Consider the following 18,413-nt stretch of genomic DNA (forward strand, 5'->3'; position numbering starts at 1 on the left):
GGTAAACGCGGCGGACTGTCCGCACGACCAGAGGCGCAATCGAGTAGCCACAACGGGTGGGTTTGGTGCCCCGCTGCGTCGGGTCGTTCTGAGATCGGTGTGCTTGACCTTCTCATACGTAGGAACCGGAGCGGTTGCTCAGATAATGCGGGCATGCTAGCGCACGGCGCTTGCCCCCACCTCGGTCCGGCCAAGACCTGGCAGAAGTGCTACTCGCCGAGCAGGTTCCAAACCGACTCGAACCAGGACCGCATCTTCAGCACGAAGACCGATCCCGGCGAGTCCGGGTCGGCGTCCTCAACGTGGTGAGTCAGCATGGCTCCCAGTCCCAGCACGTCGAGCGCGTCGATCTCCTCGCCCGTCTCCAGGATGACGGGCCGTTCGATCACGTCGTAGAGGCCGTGCAGCACCTCTACCCCGTTGATGATGTAGAGCTTGAAGGTCGGCACCAGCCGCACATGCCTGACCTGTACGTCGACGGACGGCACCAACCGCTCGGCCTGCAGGTCACGCAGCGCGGTGCGCAGCGATTCCGTGTGCCGGTCGGTGATGCCGCGCAGCCGCTCCCGCAGGCGCGGATCTTCCCTGTCCTGCCTGACCACGGGATACGGCAGGTCGAGCTGAGGATCAGGCAGGAGCAGCCGCACGACGATGCTGCCGGGGGCGATGGCCCCGGCCCGGATCCGCTCCGCCTGGAGCCGGATGTGGGTGTCGAGGGACTCCGAGGTCAACGTGAAGACGTCCAGGGAGACTTCGGGCTGCTCGAACGCCTCGCTTATCAGCGGCCCCAGCATCATCACCTGCCGTGACCTGCTGGCCTTGGCCGTGGTGGACTGGACCCGCTGGACCTTGACGACCCGCGCCGGGCTGCCCTGGCGGGACTCGATCCACCCCTCGTTGCCCAGTTCGCGCACCACCCGCTGCACGGTGTCACGGGAGACCCCGAACTCCTTGGCGAGTCTGCCTTGTGCGGGCAGTTCGGCACCCAACTGGTACGTCCCGTCCACCATCCGGGCCCGCAGCGCCTCGGAGACCTGCAGGAACGCCTTGCCACCGCCGTCACGTGCTTGCCTGGCCGCCATACAGCGAACGTTCCTTTCCCCGGCTTTCCGCAAACGCGGGCATGCTTGATGGTGGCCGACAACCGGGCAGGCGTGCCCGGGTGCCGCGCGGTCGACCGGAGCCTGCAGGGAGCGGACGCCATGGAGTTTCGGATACTCGGGATCACGTTACAGATCGATGACCTGGTGCAACTGGCCATCTACATATCGGGTTTGCTCTGCATGTTGGCTGCGTGCCGCGGCAGGCACACCGCCCGCCGGCCCCGCCCCGCACCCCCTAGTGCCGGAGTATCTCCAGCAACGGCCACAAGGACCCCACCACATGCCCCGCGCCGGCCTCGCTCAAAAGCTTGGCTTTCCGTGCGTTACGCGCGTAGCCCAGAAACGGGACGCCGGCCGTCCGGGCCGCTTCGAAGTCGGTGGGCGAGTCGCCGATCATCAGGGCCGCGCCGGGGGCGGCGCCCATCGCGTTGAGGGCGCGGTTGAGGCAGTGCGGGTCGGGCTTGAGGCGGTGCAGGTCCTGGGTGCGGCCGTAGATGTGCGGGGCGAAGCAGGGGGTCAGGGCGCGGTCGTCGAGGTAGGCGCGGACCACCCGGGGGGAGTTGTTGGTGGTGACCGCCATACGGGCGCCGCGCGCCCGCCACGTCTGGATGAGGATGTCCGCGAACGCCGTCGGCATCGCCGTGGACGTGGCCCGCAGTTCCTCCTTGGTGAGACGTTCCTCCAACTCCGCGACCAGGTCGCTGCCGGGGTGCCGGCGGTCCACGGCGCGCAGGACCAGGTGCGGGTCGAGGGAGTCCCGCTCCGTGTCCGTGACCAGGCCGTGCAGGCCCCGGACCGCCAGCCAGTCGACCAGTTCGCCGGCCACGCCCGCCGCCGAGTGTCCCGCGAACAGCCGGCAGATCGGCCCGTCGAAGTCCCAGAGGACGACACGGGCGCTTCTGACCAGTTCCGCGATCTCTTCGGTCGTGTTCTTGCTCTTGGCTGCCACCAGTTCAGTCTGCGTCGTATCAGAAGTCACTAAGAGAGTGTCAGGTCCGTCGTGATGGTTTCCCAGAGGGCGTCGAACCACTTCTGGGATTGGTCCACGAAGGCGGCGTCCCGCTGGCCGGTCCGCTTCTCGAAGGAGAAGAGGAGGGATTCCGAGCCGACGGCGTCGTACATGTCGAGCGGGCCATCCTCCGTCTGCTCCTCGCGGCGGGTGACCGTGTAGTACGCGAACAGCGCCTCCGCGCCGTTGAGCAGGTACAGCTTGACCGGCGGGGTGAACGGCAGGGCGCGGAAGGTGACGTTCACGTCGATCTTGTGGGTGGAGCGCAGGCCCTGGAGGTTGTACTGGAGGACGTGGCCCTGGGCGTTGCGCATGCCGAGCCAGCGGGTGTGGACCGTGTCGTCGTCGCCGTCGACGGCCGTCGGGAAGGCGAGGGGGATGTCCCGGCTGGGGAGCAGGACGCGGACGTCGATGCGTTCGGGGCGGATCCGGCCCTCGTGGATCATGCGCAGGGGCTCGGCGAGCGCCGGCAGCAGGCTCTGGGCGGTCAGGCAGGCGGCGTCGATGCGGACGTGGTCGGCGGCGAACGCCTCCGTCATGCGGGGGCCGAGGCCGACCATCGTCGTCTGGGGTTCGTCCAGCGCCGCGGGCCGGGGCTCGGCGATGCGCGGCGGGCTGCCCTTGCCGACGTCGACGAGGTAACCGCCGTCCTGCAGGGACCGCACGGCCTGCCGCACGGTTCCCCGCTCCACGCCGAACTGCTCGGCCAGTTCGGCCTGGGTGGGCAGGCGGTCGCCGGCCTTGAGCTCGCCCGAGCGGATGCGCTGCCGCAGGGTGTCGGCGATCTCCTGAGGTGTGCTGCCGGCGTTCACTGCCACGTTCTCCTGAGTCACGACCAAACGCTACAACTTTGATCCATCTAGCGGGAGTTGTTTGAAGGTTGTTTATAAGTAGTCACCAACTGGGGACAACTTAATCAGAGTTGGTTACCAACTCTCTTGAGTTGGCGGAAGCCTTGCTTCCCGACTGACAGGGGGAACCACCATGCCTGCCGCTCTCGCTCTCCTCTCCGCCGCCTTCGTCGTCGGCTTCGAGCAGATCGTCCAGTCGAAGTACGGTGCCACTGGCATTATCGGCCTGCTGTTGCTCACCGTGGGCATCAAGGCCAAGAGCCCGGCGTTCAGCTCCGCCGGCGCCGTCCTGCTCGCCCTGATGCTCGCCGGGCCCGCCCTGTAGGCGCCCGGCAGGCACTAGGCCGTGAGCTGCAACTCCGAACTGATCGTCTCCCACAGGGCGTCGAACCACCGTGTGGACTGGTCCACGAACGCGGTGTCCCGCAGCCCCGCGCCCTGTTCGAACGCGAAGAGCATCGACCGCGTGCCCTCGGCGTCGTACGTCTGCAGGTGCTCGTGGTCGATCTCCCGTTCGTGGCGCCCCAGCGTGTAGTACGCGAACAGCGCCTCCGCCCCGTTGAGCAGGTACAGCTTGACCGGCGGGGTGAAGGGCAGCGCCCGGAACGTGACGTGCACGTCGATGCCGTGCGTGGCGCGCAGCGCCAGCAGGTTGTGCCGCAGCACCTGGCCCTGGGCGTTGCGCTGGGCCAGCCAGCGGTCGTGCACCGCGTCCTCGGCCGAGGCGTCGGCGGCCACCGCGGTCGGGAACGCGAGGTCGATGTTCCGGCTCGGCAGCAGCACCCGGACGTCGATCTTGGCCGGTTCCAGCCGCCCCGCGTGGATGAGCCGCAGCGGCCCGCCGAGCGCGAGGTTGAGCGAGACCGAGGTCAGGCAGAGCGCGTCGATCCTCACGTGCGAGGCCGCGAAGGCCGCCTCTATGCGCGGGGTGAGGGCCACCATGGTCGGCTGCGGCGGCGCCTCCGGGCCCACGGCGAGCCGTACCGGGCCCGGCCCCGGGGCCACCGTCGCCGGAGCGCCCTTCGACACGTTGGTGAGCAGGTGCTCCGACTGCAGGATGCGCAGCGCCTGCCGCACCGCCCCGCGCTCGACACCGAACTCGTCGGCCAGTTTGGCCTGCGTGGGCATGCGCTGGCCCGGCCGCAGCACCCCGGACCTGATCCGGGTGCGCAGCTCGTCGGCCACCTCGTGGTGTGACGCCTGAGGCCGCTGTGACCTCTTCCGTCCATTGACGGAGGCGTGTTCCGGGTCCACGGACAAACAGTACAACTTCCCGCCATCTTTCGGCAGTTCACGGGAAGGTGGTTATGAGTCGCATCCAAGTGGAGATAAGTACTGTGGAGTTGGTCACCAACTCAAGCGACATGGTCATACTTCCTCGACGGTTGGCCATCCGGGTTCCCTTCCGGAGGGGAGCCGGGAGCCCGGTCCACCTGGGCCGGCCGTCGGGGCGCGCGGCCAGCACGACCGGCACAGTCACAACTGAACACCGACAACCGAACACAGGCAGACCCGCACAGCCACAACTTCACAGCTCGCTACGGATGAGCAACACAGCACGGCAAGCACAGCCACAAGTGAACACAGGTGATTCAGGCACCGTCCCCGGGAGGAAGGAGCGCCTCAGAAGATGTCCGGGCACCAAGGCCGCCCGGATGCGCGCAACAGGGCGTCGGCCTCCCGGGCGGCGCCCATTCGCTCTTCCTGGACCCGTCCGAGGGCGTGCAACCGCGCCACGGACTGGTCACCGAGCCAGACGCTCGCCAGTTCGGCGATGTCGAGGGCGAGGTCGGGGGTGTCGGTGGTCGGGGTGCAGGACGCGCCGTCGGGGGAGGCGTCCAGCCGGAACCGGCCGCCGGCCAGGCCCTGCCGGTCCGCCACCTCCAGGACCAGCGACCCCGCCCTGTCGTACGTCCGCGCCTCCAGGGCCCGTACGACGTCCAGGATCCGCACCCACAGCCAGTCGGCCTGGTTGGTGATCCGCGCGGCGCGCGGGTCGGGCAGGTAGTGCGGCAGCAGGTCGTCCGGCGACCGCCAGCCGGTCTTCACCCGGGTGATCCAGTCGATCGAGCACAGGTAGTGCCACAGCGCGCGCTCGGCCGCCGGGGTCGCGCCAAGCAGCCAGTGCACGTCGGCGGTGTTGTACGGCTGCTTGCCCTGCCAGTTGTCGTCCGAGTCGTACGCCGCCATGCCCTGCACCTCGCCGGCCGCCGAGCGGTACACCGCGAAGTAGGGCTCCTTCCACTCCTCGTCGAAGCGGACCACGCCGGTCCGCAACTGCCACCACAGGTCGCTGCGGCTGACCGCGCCCGGGGTGCTGCGGCGGACACGTTCGTGCAGGTCGGGGCCGAACTTGCGGACATCCTCACCGTCGACGAGGTCGATGCGGCCACCGTCCTCGGGGCGCGCCCAGCGCGGGTCCAGGCCGGCCCGCGGGACCTCGATCGTCCACTCCGTCAGCGTGGTCGCCGGGCCGAAGCCGTAGCGGCCGTAGATCCGGTGCTCGGCGGCGATCAGGGTCGCGACCACGTCTCCGCGCTCCTTCGCCGCGGCCAGGTCCTGGCTCATCATGCGGGTGAGCAGGCCGCGGCGGCGGTGGGTGGCGGTGACGGTGACGTTGGAGATGGCGTCCGCGGCAAGGATCGCGCCGCCGACCGCGGTCAGCTCCTGGTCGAAGGAGCGGAACGTCGCGACGCAGCGGGAGCCGTCGAAGGCGCCGAGGAGTCTGCCCGGTACGAACTGCCTTCGGCGGGCGTCGAGTTGGTCGGCCGAGAGGGTGGGTCGCTGGAGGAAGCCGGTGGACAGGGCACGGTGCCAGTCGGCGAGCTCGGGTTCGGTTATGGGGCGGACTTCGACGGCGTCAGTCATGACAGCACCGTAGGTGTGTTTCAGGGGTGGTGCCGATTGATTTTCGGGTGCGGGTGGGCGGGGGCTGAGCGCGCAGTGCCCCGCGCCCCTGAAGAACAGGGGCGCCGCGCCCTACGTCAGCAGATCGTCGACCTGTGCTTCGCCCTCCCGGTACCTGCGGGTGATCTCGCCGCTGGAATCGTCGGCCGTCCGCTGCAGGCGCTGCCGCCGCCGCGACACCTCCTGCTCGTAGCGGACCAGGCGGCCCATCGCCGAGTTCAGCTCCGTGTCCGTGCGGGCCCGGAGGTCGGAGAGTTCGACCTCGGCCAGCATGTCGGCCGCCAGCCTGCCGTACTCCTCGTTGTGCGGGGTGCCCAGGGTGACGTGGCGGGCCGAGGAGCGGTGGCGGGCCGGGGCGTCCGTGAGGATCTCCGGGAGGCGGTCCACGACGGCGGCCGCGCCCGCCGGGGAGCGGCGGGCCAGTTCCGCGCGCAGGATGTCGATACGGCCCTGGAGCAGCCGTCGTACGTAGCTCAGGTCGGCCTCGTCGCGCTGTGCGTCCCGGCGCAGGACGCGCAGTTCGGGCAGGCTCAGGCGGGCCAGGTCGTGCTCCGGCGGTTCCGCGGGCAGCGGGATGTCCTCGCCGCGCTGTGCGGGCGGCCGGGGCCGGCTCTGCACGCTCTGCGTGCCCTGCGTCTTCAGTCGCCCGGTGCTCGGTGTGCTCATACGTCTCAACCGTCCCCTCGACCGGCGTGTGGAAGCATGGTGCCACCCCAAGTGGCCGCAATGTGACCGAGTGCCCCCGAACGGCCCTAGTTGGGGCGTTAAGGATCAATAATGGGCCCCCTGTGGAGGCCACTCGGGCACCGGGCATGATGGTGCGCATGCGAGCGGTGGTACAGCGGGTGGACGGCGCGAGCGTCGTCGTGGACGGCGAGACGGTCGGCGCGATCGAGGGCGAGGGCCTGTGCGTGCTGGTCGGCGTGACTCACGACGACACGAAGGAGAAGGCCGCCCAACTCGCCCGGAAACTCTGGTCGGTCCGGATGCTGGCGGACGAGAAGTCGTGCAGCGACATCGACGCACCGCTCCTCGTGATCAGTCAGTTCACGCTGTACGGCGACGCGCGCAAGGGGCGGCGGCCGACCTGGAACGCGGCGGCGCCCGGCGAGGTGGCGGAGCCGCTGGTGGACGAGGTGGTCGCGCAGCTGCGGTCGCTGGGGGCGACCGTGGCGACCGGGCGGTTCGGGGCGCAGATGCGGGTGTCGCTGACGAACGACGGCCCGTTCACCGTCCTGCTGGAGATGTGAGCAGTTCCCGGCAGTCCCGGGCCAGCGCCGCCATGCCGAGTTCCTCCGCCGTGCCGAGCGCGGTCCGGGCCAGGGCCTGCGCGGTGGCCCGGCCGCCGGGCGAGCCGGTACGGAGCCGGGCGCGGGCCTCGTCGAGGCGGAGCCGGGCCATCTGCGCCGGGTAGCGCTGCGCCGGCCGTACGGCCCGGGCGAGGTGCCCGAGCGCGGTCTCCGGTTCGCCGGCGACGAGGGCGAGTACGGCGCTGAAGCGGGCGGCGGGGCCGAGGAGCACGGTGGGCCAGCCGGCCAGGACCAGTTCGTCGCCGTGCGCGTCCAGCAGGGCGCGCAGCGGCGGGACGTACGCCGACAGCTCGGTACGGCGGTCCGTGCGCTCGGCCAGCGCGGCGCAGACCAGGGCGAGGGTCGCCGCGGTGGGCAGCGCCCAGCCGCTGGGCGGAAACCGGGTGAAGCCGTCGGCGTCGGCGGCGAACGCCCGGAGCTGGTCCGCGGCCTGTTCGTGCCGTCCGGTCTCGCACAGGGCCAGGGCGAGCCCCGCCCGCCACACCGGGAAATAGCCGCGGCGCTGGACACCGGCCATCCGCGGGGAGGCGAACAGCTCGGCCAGGCGGCCCTGTTCGTAGCGCAGCCAGAACTCCTGGCCGAGGACGGTCTGGCTCAGGGTGTCCGCGGGCATGGCGAGCCCCGACTCCATCGCCGCCGCGACCTTCCCGGCCTCCCCGAGGATCCACCCCTCGGCGGCGGCGAACTCCCCGCGCCACAGGCTCATCAGGGCGTCCAGCGTGCCCTGCTGCCAGTGCGCGAGCCGGCTGCGGTGCCGGGCCGCGTACTCGCGGTGGCGGCTGAGGGTCGCCTCGGCGGCGGGCACCCGGCCGGTGCGGAGCTGGTCGATGGCGAGGGCGACCAGGGCCTCGCCCTGGAAGTAGGCCGAGCGGGACCGGACGGCGAGGTCGCGGAGTTCGGTGGAGAGGGCGAGCAGGCTGCGGGCGGGCTCGAAGTCGTACAGGGCCCAGCGGGTCTCGGTCAGGACCTCGCAGCGGGCCTCGTCGCCCACGTCGTCGCCCGGTGTGCCGGGGGGCCGGCGGCCGCGTTCGCGCAGCTCCGCGAGTGCCTGGCGGGCCAGCCGGGCGCCGGTGCGGGGTTCGGCGCCGGTGACCGCGGTGTCGTCGCCGATGGACATGGCGAGCTTCTTGGCCCGGTGGGCGGTGAGCTGCAGCCGCAGCTCCACCGCCCGGGTGTCCTCGCGGCCGGCCAGTGCGGCCAGGCAGGCGTCGATGCGGAAGAGCAGGTCGCGGTCGACCTGCCCGGGGTCCGACCAGCGGCGGGCGCTGCGGACGACGGCGTACGCGCGGGCCAGTTCGTCGCCGCCGGCGGCCGCGTAGGCGGCCTGGTAGTGCCGGTCGGCCTCGTACATCTCCCCGAGGAGGTGGCGGGTGTCGCCGCGCCGGACGTGCTGGTCGAACCCGGCGCCGTAGCCGCTCGGCCGGGCGGCCGGGGCGGGCAGCGGGTCGGGGTCCGGGCGGCGCCGCGGCCCGCGGCCGGACCGGGACCGGGCGGCCTCGTCCCGTCCCTCGTCGCGTCTGTCGTGCTCGTGCTGTTCGGGTCCGGGCGGCAGCAGGGCGAGCAGGGCGCCGTCGGCCCGCAGGGCGGCGTCGCAGCGCTCGGCCAGCAGCCGGCCCGGGGGCCGCAGGCCGTTCTCCACCCGGCTGAGGTAGCTCTTGCTGTAGTGGACCCGGCGGGCCAGCTCGGCGAGGGAGAGGTCGGCGGCCTCCCGGCGGACGCGCAGCGCCTCGGCGAACTCCTCCTGCGGTGTCACCGCGCCTCCCCCGGGGCCCGCGCGCATCGGGTCGAACACGTGCACAACGTGTCCAAGTGGTCGCCGCCCGTTGCCAATTATGAACTGGCAACGGCACGTCGCGCAGCGTGCTTCCGGAGATCCACAGCTTGTGGAGAAGGAACGCGCGGAGAAAGAGCCTGTGGAGAAGGAGCCTGTGGAGAAGGAACGCGCGGCGGGCTACGGCTCGACGATCACTTCCTGTGCCGCGGCCGTCTCGCCCGCGACCAGCCGGGCGTCCACCGGGACGTTGCGCTTGACCAACGCCAGGGCCACCGGCCCCAGTTCGAAGTGGCGTACCGACGTCGTGACGACGCCGATCTTCCGGCCGTCCTCGCCCTCGTCGGCCACCCGGATCTCGGTGCCGTGCGGCGGCAGGTGCACGTCGCTGCCGTCCAGGTGGAGGAAGACCAGGCGGCGCGGCGGCTTGCCGAGGTTCTGCACCCGGGCCACCGTCTCCTGGCCGCGGTAGCAGCCCTTCTGGAGGTGGACGGCGGTGCCGATCCAGCCCAGCTCGTGCGGGATGGTCCGGTGGTCGGTCTCGAAGCCGAGCCGGGGCCGGTGGTGCTCGACGCGCAGCGCCTCGTAGGCGAGCAGCCCGGCGGCCGGGCCCGCCTTCTCCGCGTACGCCTCCAGGTCGGCGCGGGGCAGGAAGAGGTCACGGCCGTACGCCGTCTCGCGTACGACGACGCCGTCCGGCACCTCGGCGATGGAACCCGCCGGCAGGTGGACGACGGCGAAATCGTCCGTCCGGTCGGCGACCTCCACCCGGTAGAAGAACTTCATCGACTCCAGGTAGGCGATCAGCGCCTCCTGGGTGCCCGGCTCGACGTGGGCCCAGACGGTGGTGCCGTCGTCGACCAGGTACAGCGCGTGCTCGATGTGACCGTGCGCGGAGAGGACCAGCGCCTCGGTGGCCTCGCCGACGGGCAGCTCGCTGACGTGCTGGGTGAGGAGCAGGTGCAGCCAGCTCAGCCGGTCCTCGCCGGTGACGGCGACGACCCCGCGATGGGAGAGGTCGACGAAACCGGCGCCGTCGGCGAGGGCGCGCTGCTCGCGGAACAGGTCGCCGTAGTGTGCGGCGACGCCTTCGTCCACGCCCTCGGCGGACACCGCGCCGGGCAGGGACAGCAGGGGGCTCTTCATATGCCTAAGCCTACGACTCGGTAATTGAACTCTGGACGGACGCGGCTGCGGATGCAGATGCGGGTGCGGATGCGGCCTTGGCTCTCTTCAGCGTGCAGTCCTTGCAGCGCCCGAAGATCGCGAAGTGTTTCATGTCCGTCTCGAAGCCGAAGTCGCGCCGCAGCTTGGCGGTGAACTCCGCGGCCACCGCCACGTCCGCCTCGATCACGTTCTCGCAGTCGCGGCAGACCAGGTGGATGTGGTGGTGCCGGTCGGCGAGGTGGTACGTCGGCGCCCCGTGCCCGAGATGGGCGTGGCTGACCAGCCCGAGCTCCTCCAGGAGCTCCAGGGTCCGGTAGACCGTCGAGATGTTGACCCCCGACGCGGTCTTCCTCACCTCACCGAGGATGTCGTCGGGGGTCGCGTGCTCCAGCGTGTCCACGGCTTCGAGCACGAGTTGCCGCTGCGGCGTCAGCCGGTAGCCGCGCTGCCTGAGGTCGCTCTTCCAGTCGGTGCTCACCACACCCCAAGTCTAGGGCTGGGCGGCCCGAGTCACGGCTCGGGCGAAAGAACACCGCTCATCAGGGCGTCGACGAGCACGCCTCGGTAGGCGCCGGTCACGCGGGCGATCTCGGTGTGGGCCTGGATCTTGTCGTCGAGGGCAGCGAGGGTGGCCCCGATCGCGGCCTGCTCGGCGGCCGGCGGCAGGAGTACGGACAGCTCGCCCAGGGTGCGAATGCTCAGCGACGGGATGACCGCGCCGGCCGCCCGGGACCTGATCCAGTCCTGCGCGGTTGTCGCGCTGAGACAGGCGACGAGATACGCGGCAGTGACGGGCCCCGCTTCGGGCAGCCTGAGCCGCACCAGGTTGGGATGGAACAGCCAGCCCACGTGTTCCCCTGTGACGAGTGCGCAGCGTCCCACGGTGCCGGTACGGGTGAGGAGGATGTCGCCTTCGGCCAGCTCGTACTTGACCAGCGTTCGCGCTCGCTCCCATGGGACGGCGGGGACGGCCGCGGCCTCCTCTGTGAAGATCCGCCGGCCGCGCAGGTCGCGCGGCAGTACGAGAGGGGTCCCGCCGTTCGCACGGGTACGGCCCCTGTCCTCGGAGCGCTGGCCCGGCCCGGTCTGGATGGAAGCGCACAGCTCCCGGAGGGAGCGGCGCGACCAGCCGCGCGGCGCGAACTCGTCGGTCGTCGTCACAGTCCGTACCTCCTGAGCCACCGGGCCGCTTCGCCGTCGGCCCCTTCAGCCCGTATATGCAGGGTTGCGATCTCCTCGGACAGCCTCGCAAGCCGATCCCTGGTCTCGGCCGGACCCGCCGCAGCGGCAGCCGAGGTGTGTCCGGGCGCCCGGACATACCTCACGGGGTTCAGGCTGTGATCCTCGTCCACGATGTGCGGCACTGACACGGCTCGGCTCAGGCCGGGAGTGCCCGCAAAGGAGCGCCCGGCCGCACGGGCCCCGTGCCAGGTGACGTACTCCCCCACCAGTCCCGCGATCTCGTCGTCGGTCAGGGCCCACTGGGTTCGGGTGAGCTGGTGTCCAAGATGCTCACCGGCCACGAACAGCACCTCGGAGTCGGCCGACGCCTGGGAGCCGGGAGCGCGCAGGAACCAGATCTGTGTCTTGACGGCAGTGAGCGTGAAGAGTCCGGCGGGCAGCGCTATCACGCATTCCACGGCCCCGGCCTCGACCAGCCCGGCCCGCACGGTCTCGGCGGCGCCCGCGTTGAAGGCGGCCCCCGCCGGCATCAGCACGGCGGCCCGGCCTTCGGGAGCGAGGCGCGAGACGGCGTACTGGAGCCAGTCGAACTCGGTCCGGCGAGCAGCACCGTAGAGCCAGTACGGCGGCGGGGGCATCTCCTCCAGGCGGCGACCGAAGGGTGGGTTGGTCAGCAGCACGTCGAACGCGCCGGGAGGATCGACGAAGGGGTCGAGCGCAGGCGTGAACGGACCTTCGCCGAGCCGTTCGGTACGGCCGTGATGCACCCGAAGGTTCCACTGTGCCACCTGCCGCTCCTGCGACTCCGGCACCCGGCCGCCGGCCAGGGGCAGCGCGCCGCCACTGGCGGCGACGGCGCCCAGGTAGGCCACGAGCAATTCGCCGGTGCGGCCGTACGGATCGTGTACGTTCACCGCCCCTGGCCGTACGGCTGCCAGCGCCCCGGCCATGACCCGACTCACGGATGGCGGGGTGAAGAACGCACCGCCCTCGCGTGCCTGGGCGGCGCGCCAGAGCACCAGTACGTGGTCGAACGCCGCTCGGCCCTCCCGCACAGAGCCCGCGGCGTCACGTCCGAGAATGTCGGCGAGTTCGGCCAGCAGGTGGCGGGGAACAATGTTGTCGGGAAGGTCGTCTTCCCGCATCGCCCACTCGAAACCGTCCACGGCCTTTTCCAGGCCGCCATCGGGTTCCGCAACCTGCGTAGAGACGAAATACAGCAGCCAGAAGAGATACCGGTCCAGCGGCATGGGCCCGCGCAACTGGTCCGCCTCCGGTCCCGCAAGCCGCTCGACCGCCCGAAGGAACCCGCCGCCCTTCGTACCGGCCAGCCCCGTGCGAAACCGGTCGCCGTAGGTCGTACCCACGGCCTCGCCCGACCGCCGGGCGTTGACGGGAATGACCCGGCCGGACAGCCAGGCCAGCACCTCGTCGGCGCGAAACCGCTCGACCTCGGCACCAGAGTCCACGGGCGCTGGAAAGTCCCTGTGCCGTCGCTCCCAGTTGGTGACGGCGGGGCGCTGCACGCCCGCGAGGCGGGCGATGTCGGGGCGGGAGACGAGCACACCGGGGAACTCGGGGTCGGTCATGGCGTCTCCTTCTCAGAACCGGGACGCTCTGACACCGCCCAGGACATCCGCCCGGCCGGCGAGCACAGCTTGGAACCGGTCCATGGTCTGCGCTTCCTTGACGAGTTCAGGGCTGAGGTAGCCGAGCACGCGGTAGACGGTGTCATGGTCGGCGGCGAGGTGCCGGTGGTGGACCGGCTCATGGTGCATGACGCGGTTGCGCAGCAGGACCAGCGAGGTCAGGTCGTGGTATAGGCGGTTGCGACGTCCTCGGTAGTGCGGGAACGCCGAGTGGATGACGGGCACCCAGAAGTGCCTGTCGTAGCCGTGACTGAGTAACGAGACCCAGAAACCAAAAGACAGCTCCGCCACCATGTCGTCCGGCGTTGTACGCGACAGACGGCGCTCGCAGGAGCGACAGGCGTCGTCCACCAGCCTCCGGCCCCGCTCGTTCAAGGGCGCCACCGCCCACCAGTCCCGTCTGCCGTGGTGACCCACCAGCGCGTTGTGCAGGGCGTTGCGCAGGGCCAGCTCCAGGCAGTGGAGGGGGCCCAACAGGGCTGCTGAGACCTCGACGTTCCACCAGTACAGCCGTTCGGCGGCCCGAGCGTCGCCGTGGGCGGCACGGATGTACTGCCTCAGTCGAGGCAGTGACAGGTCACGCACCATCCATTCGGGCAGACGGTTGGTCATGATTCCCCCACTCGGTGCCGCCGAGTACGGACTGTGCGTGCATGCACGCACAGTGGTAGCGTGCTTGGTGAATGTTCTGGGCCCGCCTCTGCGCATCGCAAGCCACCCAGAGCACAGCCTCCGGAGCCCCGGTCGCAGGCATGTTGCGACCGGGGCTCCGCGCATTCCCGGAGTCCCGGTCACCCTCTCCGCGAAGACATCGCCACTGTAGCCACACAGCCCACTCGACTTCAAGCGCATTGCCATGCAGGTCGAACTGTTAACCACAGGAGTGAAAACAAGGCCCCACCGACGATCGCGGCAGGGCCTGGAGAGGAAGCAGCGGGCGGCTACTTGAAGAACGCGATGCCGTCGTCCGGCATGTCGTCGGGCAGAGCCTTGGCCCAGCGCTCGACGTCCTCCGGGGTGACGACCTTCTTCAGGTGCGCCGACATGTAGGGCCGCAGCTCCACCTCGGGGGTCTGCTTCTCGCCGACCCACATCAGGTCGCTCTTGACGTAGCCGTAGAGACGCTTGCCCCCGGTGTACGGGGCGGAGGCGGCGGTCCGGGCGACAGCGTCGGTGACCAGGTCGATCTGGGGCTTCTGGTCGGCCATCTCGCCGTACCAGATCTCGATCACGCCGTCGTCGCGGACCATCGTGACCTCGACCTTGCGGTCGGCGTCGATGCGCCAGAAGCCGGACTCCGACTCCAGCGGGCGGACCTTGTTCCCGTCGTGGTCCAGCACCCAGGTGTGGGAGTGGTACTCCAGGAAGTCCCGTCCGTCGTGGCTGAAGGTGACCTCCTGGCCGAAGTTGCACTTCTCCGAACCCGGGAAGTCGTGGACACCGGCGCCGGCCCAGCTGCCGAGCAGGAAGGCCAGCGGGACCAGGTCCCTGTGCAGGTCGGACGGAATCTCGATCATGGGTGGTGGTTCCTAGACTCGGGCTCGGACTCGGTTCAGCGCTGGCCCTGGTACAGCTTCTTCACGGTCAGCCAGGCGAAGGCGAGGACGCCGACGCAGACCAGGACCAGCAGGGTTTCGAAGAAGGCTTCCACGGGTGCTCCTTGAGCGAGGGCGGGCGTACGTACAAGAGCCGGGCCCCAGCTTACGCGGCCCGGGCCCGGCGCTCTTGGCGAGGTACGCCCCCTGCGGGGTCAGTCCAGCAGCTCGCTCTGCAGGGTCACCGTCTGCTCGAAGGGGACGGCGGGCATGCCGCCCTTGCGGGACTGGATGATCACGCCGACGGTGTCGCCGGCGGCCAGGTAGGCCTGCCGGGCCTGCCGGGCGCCGTACGGCTTGAGCTCCGTGTAGGGCGCCAGCAGCACGTGCTCGATCCTGGCCGGGTCCGGGAACTTCCCGTCGAGTTCGTACTGGTCGCCGTCGCGCAGCGCGTAGGCCGGCGCCGCCTGGCTCATGAGCTTCCCGTTGAGGATCCCCTCCGCGACGGCGGCCGTGTCGAACTGGAGGAGGTAGATCCGGGTGTGCGTGCCGTCGGGGGTCGTCCAGCCGCGGGCGGTGATGTGCCGCAGGCCGTTGTCGACGAGCGTCTGGCGCAGCTCGTCGCGGTCGTCCGCGTCGGCGAACTCGGCGAGGAAGCCCTTCGTCGGCAGCCAGCCGTCCGTGCCCTTGAGCGACGCGTCGGCCGTCCCGCCCCTGGGCGCCGGAAGGACCAGTTTCCGCAGGTCGGCGTAGTGGGTGCCGGCCGGGTTGCGGGCGTCGTCGTGCGGACCGGGGCTGCCGGAGGGCAGCGGGGGCTTCACGAGGACGGGGTACGTCCAGCGGCCGTCCGACCGGGTGGCGAGACCGGGTACGTCGGTGCGGTCGAGCCGCGTGATGCCGTACGCCGTGCCGGTCCCGACGACGCCGAAGACGGCGACGGCGGCGACCCAGCGGAGGCCGGCCCGCAGCAGCCGGCGGTCCTTCTTCACGGGCTGCACGACGGCCGGGACCGGGTCCAGGTCCGGAACCGGGGCCGGGGCCGGGGCCGGGGCCGCGGGGAGATCACCGACGGTCTCCGCTGGCTGCGGCTGCGGCTCCGGTGCGGTGCCCGGGTCCGGGGTGGCGGTCGGGTTCGGGTCCGCGGTCGGGTCCGGCTCCGCGGTCGGGTTCGGGTCCGCGGTCGGGTCCAGCTCCGCGGTCGGGTCCGGGTCCGCGGTCGGGTTCGTGTTCGTGTTCGCGTCGGTGGTCATACGGCCGCCCCCGGGTCCTTGATCCGTTCGAGCTGGGCGTGCAGCATGGCCGCCGCGCTCTTCGTGTCCAGCGGCTTGGCCGCGGTGGCCGTGGCGGTGACCAGGACGTCCCCCACGTAGCCGTAGCAGAGCATCGTGTCGAGCTTCTCGTCCGAATCGGTCGGCGGCAGGAAGCACGAGGTCGAGTTCTTGTAGCCCTCGATCTCCGGGCCCTTCCGGAAGACGTTCAGCGAGTCGAAGAGCTCGCGCTCGGCGGTGGCGATGGAGCGGACCGTGCCCCGGTTCTCCATCTGGGCCAGCTGGACGTCCATCGTGTACTCGTCGTCGTCCGACCCGGCGGTGTACACGTAGCTGCGCATCACCATGCCCTTGACCGGGTTCTTGTCGATCTGCCGGTCCAGCTCCTGGCGCTGCGAACGCGGCAGGTCCTGGATCGACTCCTTGCGCAGCGCCGTGGCCTGGGCGCCGGTCAGCCGCACGTCCGAGCCGAACCCGGCCAGGTCCGGGCCACGCCCGTACCGGTCCTTGTCGTACGGCAGCAGCATCCCCTGGAGCCCGGTCTCCGCCGCGGCCGGCGCGCCCTTGGACTCCTTGGGCAGGCTCCAGAGCGGAGCACCGGGGTCGTGGTCCGCGGAACGCACGGTCACGACCGTGTAGGAGGCACCCGCCACGACGGCCGCGACGAGGACGCCGACGGCGGCGAAGACGGCGACACGACGCCGGGGCCGCGCCACCGGGGAAACGGCCTCGGGGACCGTCGGCTCGGGGACCGTCGGCTCAGGGGCCGTCGGCTCAGGGACCGTCGGTTCAGAGGCCGTCGGCTCAGGGGCCGTCGGTTCAGAGGCCGTCGGCTCAGGGACCGTCGGCTCAGGGACCGTCGGCTCAGGGACCGTCGGCTCGGAAACGGCCGCTTCCGGCGCCGCGGGCTCGGGGTTCACGGATTGCTCGCTCACAGCCGCTCCATCTGCCGCTTCGCCAGATCCATGATCTTCGCCTTCGGGATCGGCTTCGTGTCGTAGACCCAGATCTCCATGGCGATGTCACCGCGCCAGGCGTGTGCCTCGGCCGAGTACATGTCCAAGTAGCCGGGCTTGCTGTCGGGCTTGTGGTGGACGTACGCCATGCCGTCACCGGTGCCGGGGATCGGCCAGCTCTCGGTGTTTTCGGCCGCCGAGTCGGCCCAGTAGTAGGCGTTGGCCGCCGCGTCCTCGGCCGTCCCGCCGGTCTCCTCCTGGCGGTACTGGATCAGCCGGATCTCGACGCCGTAGGTGCTGCCCTCCCGCCAGGTGGTGGCGGCCGCCCGCCGGAAATCGTCCTCCGCGATCAGGTTGTGGAAGGCCCCGGCCGGCTTGTCGAACGTCTCCGCGTACTCGGTCAGGTCCATCCAGCCGTCGGTACCCACCGTGTACAGCCCCTTGCGCGCTCCGCCCGGCTTCTTCAGCAGCAGCTTGCGCAGGTCGCCGTCGACCTTGACCTTCCGGTCCGCGGCGGCCGACAGCGGCTCCGGACCGGCGCCCTTCGCCTGCGCGACCGACGGCTGGGAGAGCGGCGGCAGCGCGGTCGGCGCGCGGTCGGCCTGTACGAGGTAGCCGACGCAGGTGCCGGCCACGACGCCGAGCACGGCGGCGGCGGCGATCAGCGCGACGGTACGGCGCGCCCCGCGCCCACGTCCGGGCGAGGCCTCCGGAAGCGGTTCCGGCGGTGTCTCTGGTACGTCCATTTCGTCCCCCTGTGCACTACGGGAGCGCGGATTCCGTGCCCCGCGCGCCACAGGAGACCCATGGTTCACTCAATGGGTTGTACAAGTATTAATTACGATCAGGACACCGTCGCGAGCCAGGCAGCCGCCCCCGCCGCGAGCAAGAGCGCCAGGTTGAGGGCCACTTGGCGGTCCCCCATCCTCAGGTGGACCCTGACCGCGCCGACTTGGAGCACGACGAACCCGACGGCGGCGGCCGGGCCCAGCCAGGGCGCGACGCCGGTCAGACGCGGGAGGACGAGGCCGGCCGCGCCGAGGATCTCGACGCTCCCGATCGCCCGCACGGCCGCCATCGGCATGCCGTCCACCCACGCCATCATCGGCAGCAGCCGCTCCCTGCTCCGTACGACCTTCAGCCCGCCCCCGTAGAGGTAGAAGAGGGCGAGCAGCCCGGCCACGACCCAGTACGCGACGCTCATCGGGCGGTGGCCGGCTCGGTGGCGTACCGGCTCATGATCTCGGCGCTCACCCGTGGGCCCGGCGCCTCGCCGGTGGCGAACTGGTCCCGCAGGTCCCGGAAGTACTGCACGTACAGGTCGGGCGTGAACGTGCTGAGCATGACGGCCGGTTCGCCGGTGACGTTGGCGAACGTGTGCGGGGCGCCGGGCGGCACCATGACGAGCGTCCCGGCCGTGGCGTCGTGCTCCTCGTCCCCGACGGTGAAGCGCACCGAGCCGGAGACGACGTAGAACCCCTCGTCGTGCCGGGCGTGCCGGTGCTGCGGCGGGCCGGGGGTGTGCGGCGCGAGGACGGACTCGGCGAGGCCGAGGCGGTGGCCGGTGGTACGGCCGTCCTCCAGGACGCGCATGCGGGTGGCGCCGAGCATCAGCACCTCGCCGTCGGCGGGGCCGACGACGGACACCGAGGGAGTGCTGTCGTGATTCGTCATGCCCCGATTCGACGGCCGGGGCGGTCCGGCT

The 18,413-nt window shown here is 70.9% G+C and carries 20 protein-coding genes; 2 read left to right on the forward strand and 18 right to left on the reverse strand.

Annotation, left to right across the window (positions count from 1 at the left end; all coding sequences use genetic code 11):
* Positions 1 to 209: 209 nt before the first annotated feature.
* From ACFZB3_RS19470 to ACFZB3_RS19480, 3 genes are all read right to left on the reverse strand, one after another.
* Entirely contained in the window at positions 210 to 1,082 is an 873-nt protein-coding gene (locus ACFZB3_RS19470; protein ID WP_391376846.1) for a GntR family transcriptional regulator, read from the reverse strand.
* 256 nt (positions 1,083 to 1,338) lie between these two features.
* On the reverse strand, positions 1,339 to 2,052 hold the full coding sequence (locus tag ACFZB3_RS19475) for an HAD family hydrolase (RefSeq protein ID WP_391376847.1): 714 nt from the start codon (positions 2,050 to 2,052) through the stop codon (positions 1,339 to 1,341).
* A gap of 29 nt (positions 2,053 to 2,081) precedes the next feature.
* Complete coding sequence (locus tag ACFZB3_RS19480; protein WP_391376848.1) at positions 2,082 to 2,951, reverse strand: GntR family transcriptional regulator; 870 nt, start codon at positions 2,949 to 2,951, stop codon at positions 2,082 to 2,084.
* 145 nt (positions 2,952 to 3,096) lie between these two features.
* Here ACFZB3_RS19480 and ACFZB3_RS19485 point away from each other — a divergent pair, with 145 nt between their 5' ends.
* Positions 3,097 to 3,288: a hypothetical protein gene (locus tag ACFZB3_RS19485; protein ID WP_351703347.1), complete on the forward strand. Its 192-nt coding sequence runs from the start codon at positions 3,097 to 3,099 to the stop codon at positions 3,286 to 3,288.
* Positions 3,289 to 3,302: 14 nt separating this feature from the next.
* Here the strand turns inward: ACFZB3_RS19485 and ACFZB3_RS19490 are convergent, their stop codons facing one another.
* The 3 genes from ACFZB3_RS19490 to ACFZB3_RS19500 form a co-directional block, all read right to left on the reverse strand.
* On the reverse strand, positions 3,303 to 4,223 hold the full coding sequence (locus ACFZB3_RS19490; protein ID WP_391376849.1) for a GntR family transcriptional regulator: 921 nt from the start codon (positions 4,221 to 4,223) through the stop codon (positions 3,303 to 3,305).
* Between the two features lie 363 nt (positions 4,224 to 4,586).
* Positions 4,587 to 5,831, reverse strand: a complete 1,245-nt coding sequence (locus ACFZB3_RS19495; protein WP_391376850.1) for a GNAT family N-acetyltransferase — start codon at positions 5,829 to 5,831, stop codon at positions 4,587 to 4,589.
* Between the two features lie 111 nt (positions 5,832 to 5,942).
* Positions 5,943 to 6,536 (reverse strand): aerial mycelium formation protein, encoded by a 594-nt coding sequence (locus ACFZB3_RS19500; protein WP_391376851.1) that lies wholly within the window; start codon positions 6,534 to 6,536, stop codon positions 5,943 to 5,945.
* A 158-nt stretch (positions 6,537 to 6,694) separates the two neighbouring features.
* Here ACFZB3_RS19500 and dtd point away from each other — a divergent pair, with 158 nt between their 5' ends.
* Entirely contained in the window at positions 6,695 to 7,120 is a 426-nt protein-coding gene (gene dtd, locus ACFZB3_RS19505) for a D-aminoacyl-tRNA deacylase (protein WP_089102368.1), read from the forward strand.
* On the opposite strand, the gene ACFZB3_RS19510 is transcribed toward dtd, so the two are convergent.
* From ACFZB3_RS19510 to ACFZB3_RS19565, 12 genes are all read right to left on the reverse strand, one after another.
* Positions 7,098 to 8,933, reverse strand: a complete 1,836-nt coding sequence (locus ACFZB3_RS19510; protein WP_391376852.1) for a helix-turn-helix domain-containing protein — start codon at positions 8,931 to 8,933, stop codon at positions 7,098 to 7,100. The genes dtd and ACFZB3_RS19510 overlap by 23 nt on opposite strands.
* A 198-nt stretch (positions 8,934 to 9,131) precedes the next feature.
* The gene (locus tag ACFZB3_RS19515; protein WP_391376853.1) at positions 9,132 to 10,097 is read right to left on the reverse strand and encodes a YgfZ/GcvT domain-containing protein; all 966 of its coding nucleotides are present in this window, start codon (positions 10,095 to 10,097) and stop codon (positions 9,132 to 9,134) included.
* Positions 10,098 to 10,107: 10 nt separating this feature from the next.
* Positions 10,108 to 10,599, reverse strand: a complete 492-nt coding sequence (locus tag ACFZB3_RS19520) for a transcriptional repressor (RefSeq protein WP_391376854.1) — start codon at positions 10,597 to 10,599, stop codon at positions 10,108 to 10,110.
* 29 nt (positions 10,600 to 10,628) lie between these two features.
* Positions 10,629 to 11,279 carry a restriction endonuclease subunit S gene (locus tag ACFZB3_RS19525; RefSeq protein ID WP_391376855.1) on the reverse strand — a complete coding sequence of 217 codons (651 nt, stop codon included), beginning with the start codon at positions 11,277 to 11,279 and terminating at the stop codon, positions 10,629 to 10,631.
* Positions 11,276 to 12,889 carry an N-6 DNA methylase gene (locus ACFZB3_RS19530; protein WP_391376856.1) on the reverse strand — a complete coding sequence of 538 codons (1,614 nt, stop codon included), beginning with the start codon at positions 12,887 to 12,889 and terminating at the stop codon, positions 11,276 to 11,278. Before ACFZB3_RS19530 ends, ACFZB3_RS19525 begins: the two co-directional genes overlap by 4 nt.
* 12 nt (positions 12,890 to 12,901) lie before the next feature.
* Positions 12,902 to 13,561, reverse strand: coding sequence for a hypothetical protein (locus tag ACFZB3_RS19535; RefSeq protein WP_391376857.1), 660 nt, complete (start codon positions 13,559 to 13,561; stop codon positions 12,902 to 12,904).
* Between the two features lie 329 nt (positions 13,562 to 13,890).
* A complete protein-coding gene (locus ACFZB3_RS19540) occupies positions 13,891 to 14,466 on the reverse strand; it encodes a heme-binding beta-barrel domain-containing protein (protein WP_391376858.1) in 576 nt (191 codons plus the stop codon).
* Positions 14,467 to 14,699: 233 nt separating this feature from the next.
* On the reverse strand, positions 14,700 to 15,734 hold the full coding sequence (locus ACFZB3_RS19545) for a hypothetical protein (protein ID WP_391376859.1): 1,035 nt from the start codon (positions 15,732 to 15,734) through the stop codon (positions 14,700 to 14,702).
* Positions 15,731 to 16,468, reverse strand: coding sequence for a hypothetical protein (locus ACFZB3_RS19550; protein WP_391376860.1), 738 nt, complete (start codon positions 16,466 to 16,468; stop codon positions 15,731 to 15,733). Before ACFZB3_RS19550 ends, ACFZB3_RS19545 begins: the two co-directional genes overlap by 4 nt.
* 215 nt (positions 16,469 to 16,683) lie before the next feature.
* Entirely contained in the window at positions 16,684 to 17,454 is a 771-nt protein-coding gene (locus tag ACFZB3_RS19555) for a hypothetical protein (RefSeq protein ID WP_391376861.1), read from the reverse strand.
* A gap of 98 nt (positions 17,455 to 17,552) precedes the next feature.
* Positions 17,553 to 17,912, reverse strand: a complete 360-nt coding sequence (locus ACFZB3_RS19560) for a DoxX family protein (protein ID WP_391376862.1) — start codon at positions 17,910 to 17,912, stop codon at positions 17,553 to 17,555.
* Positions 17,909 to 18,382 carry a cupin domain-containing protein gene (locus ACFZB3_RS19565; RefSeq protein ID WP_391376863.1) on the reverse strand — a complete coding sequence of 158 codons (474 nt, stop codon included), beginning with the start codon at positions 18,380 to 18,382 and terminating at the stop codon, positions 17,909 to 17,911. The genes ACFZB3_RS19560 and ACFZB3_RS19565 overlap by 4 nt, the downstream gene beginning before the upstream one ends.
* Between the last annotated feature and the right edge of the window lie 31 nt (positions 18,383 to 18,413).

The sequence above is a fragment of the Streptomyces sp. NPDC008092 genome, from assembly GCF_042957285.1.
Lineage (GTDB): Bacteria > Actinomycetota > Actinomycetes > Streptomycetales > Streptomycetaceae > Streptomyces.

Coding starts and splice junctions, on each gene's coding strand:
- ACFZB3_RS19470 (WP_391376846.1), bottom strand. CDS start 1,082: ATGGCGGCCAGGCAAGCACGTGACGGCGGTGGCAAGGCGTTCCTGCAG.
- ACFZB3_RS19540 (WP_391376858.1), bottom strand. CDS start 14,466: ATGATCGAGATTCCGTCCGACCTGCACAGGGACCTGGTCCCGCTGGCC.
- ACFZB3_RS19485 (WP_351703347.1), top strand. CDS start 3,097: ATGCCTGCCGCTCTCGCTCTCCTCTCCGCCGCCTTCGTCGTCGGCTTC.
- ACFZB3_RS19530 (WP_391376856.1), bottom strand. CDS start 12,889: ATGACCGACCCCGAGTTCCCCGGTGTGCTCGTCTCCCGCCCCGACATC.
- ACFZB3_RS19515 (WP_391376853.1), bottom strand. CDS start 10,097: ATGAAGAGCCCCCTGCTGTCCCTGCCCGGCGCGGTGTCCGCCGAGGGC.
- ACFZB3_RS19555 (WP_391376861.1), bottom strand. CDS start 17,454: ATGGACGTACCAGAGACACCGCCGGAACCGCTTCCGGAGGCCTCGCCC.
- ACFZB3_RS19535 (WP_391376857.1), bottom strand. CDS start 13,561: ATGACCAACCGTCTGCCCGAATGGATGGTGCGTGACCTGTCACTGCCT.
- ACFZB3_RS19495 (WP_391376850.1), bottom strand. CDS start 5,831: ATGACTGACGCCGTCGAAGTCCGCCCCATAACCGAACCCGAGCTCGCC.
- ACFZB3_RS19500 (WP_391376851.1), bottom strand. CDS start 6,536: ATGAGCACACCGAGCACCGGGCGACTGAAGACGCAGGGCACGCAGAGC.
- ACFZB3_RS19545 (WP_391376859.1), bottom strand. CDS start 15,734: ATGACCACCGACGCGAACACGAACACGAACCCGACCGCGGACCCGGAC.
- ACFZB3_RS19565 (WP_391376863.1), bottom strand. CDS start 18,382: ATGACGAATCACGACAGCACTCCCTCGGTGTCCGTCGTCGGCCCCGCC.
- ACFZB3_RS19560 (WP_391376862.1), bottom strand. CDS start 17,912: ATGAGCGTCGCGTACTGGGTCGTGGCCGGGCTGCTCGCCCTCTTCTAC.
- dtd (WP_089102368.1), top strand. CDS start 6,695: ATGCGAGCGGTGGTACAGCGGGTGGACGGCGCGAGCGTCGTCGTGGAC.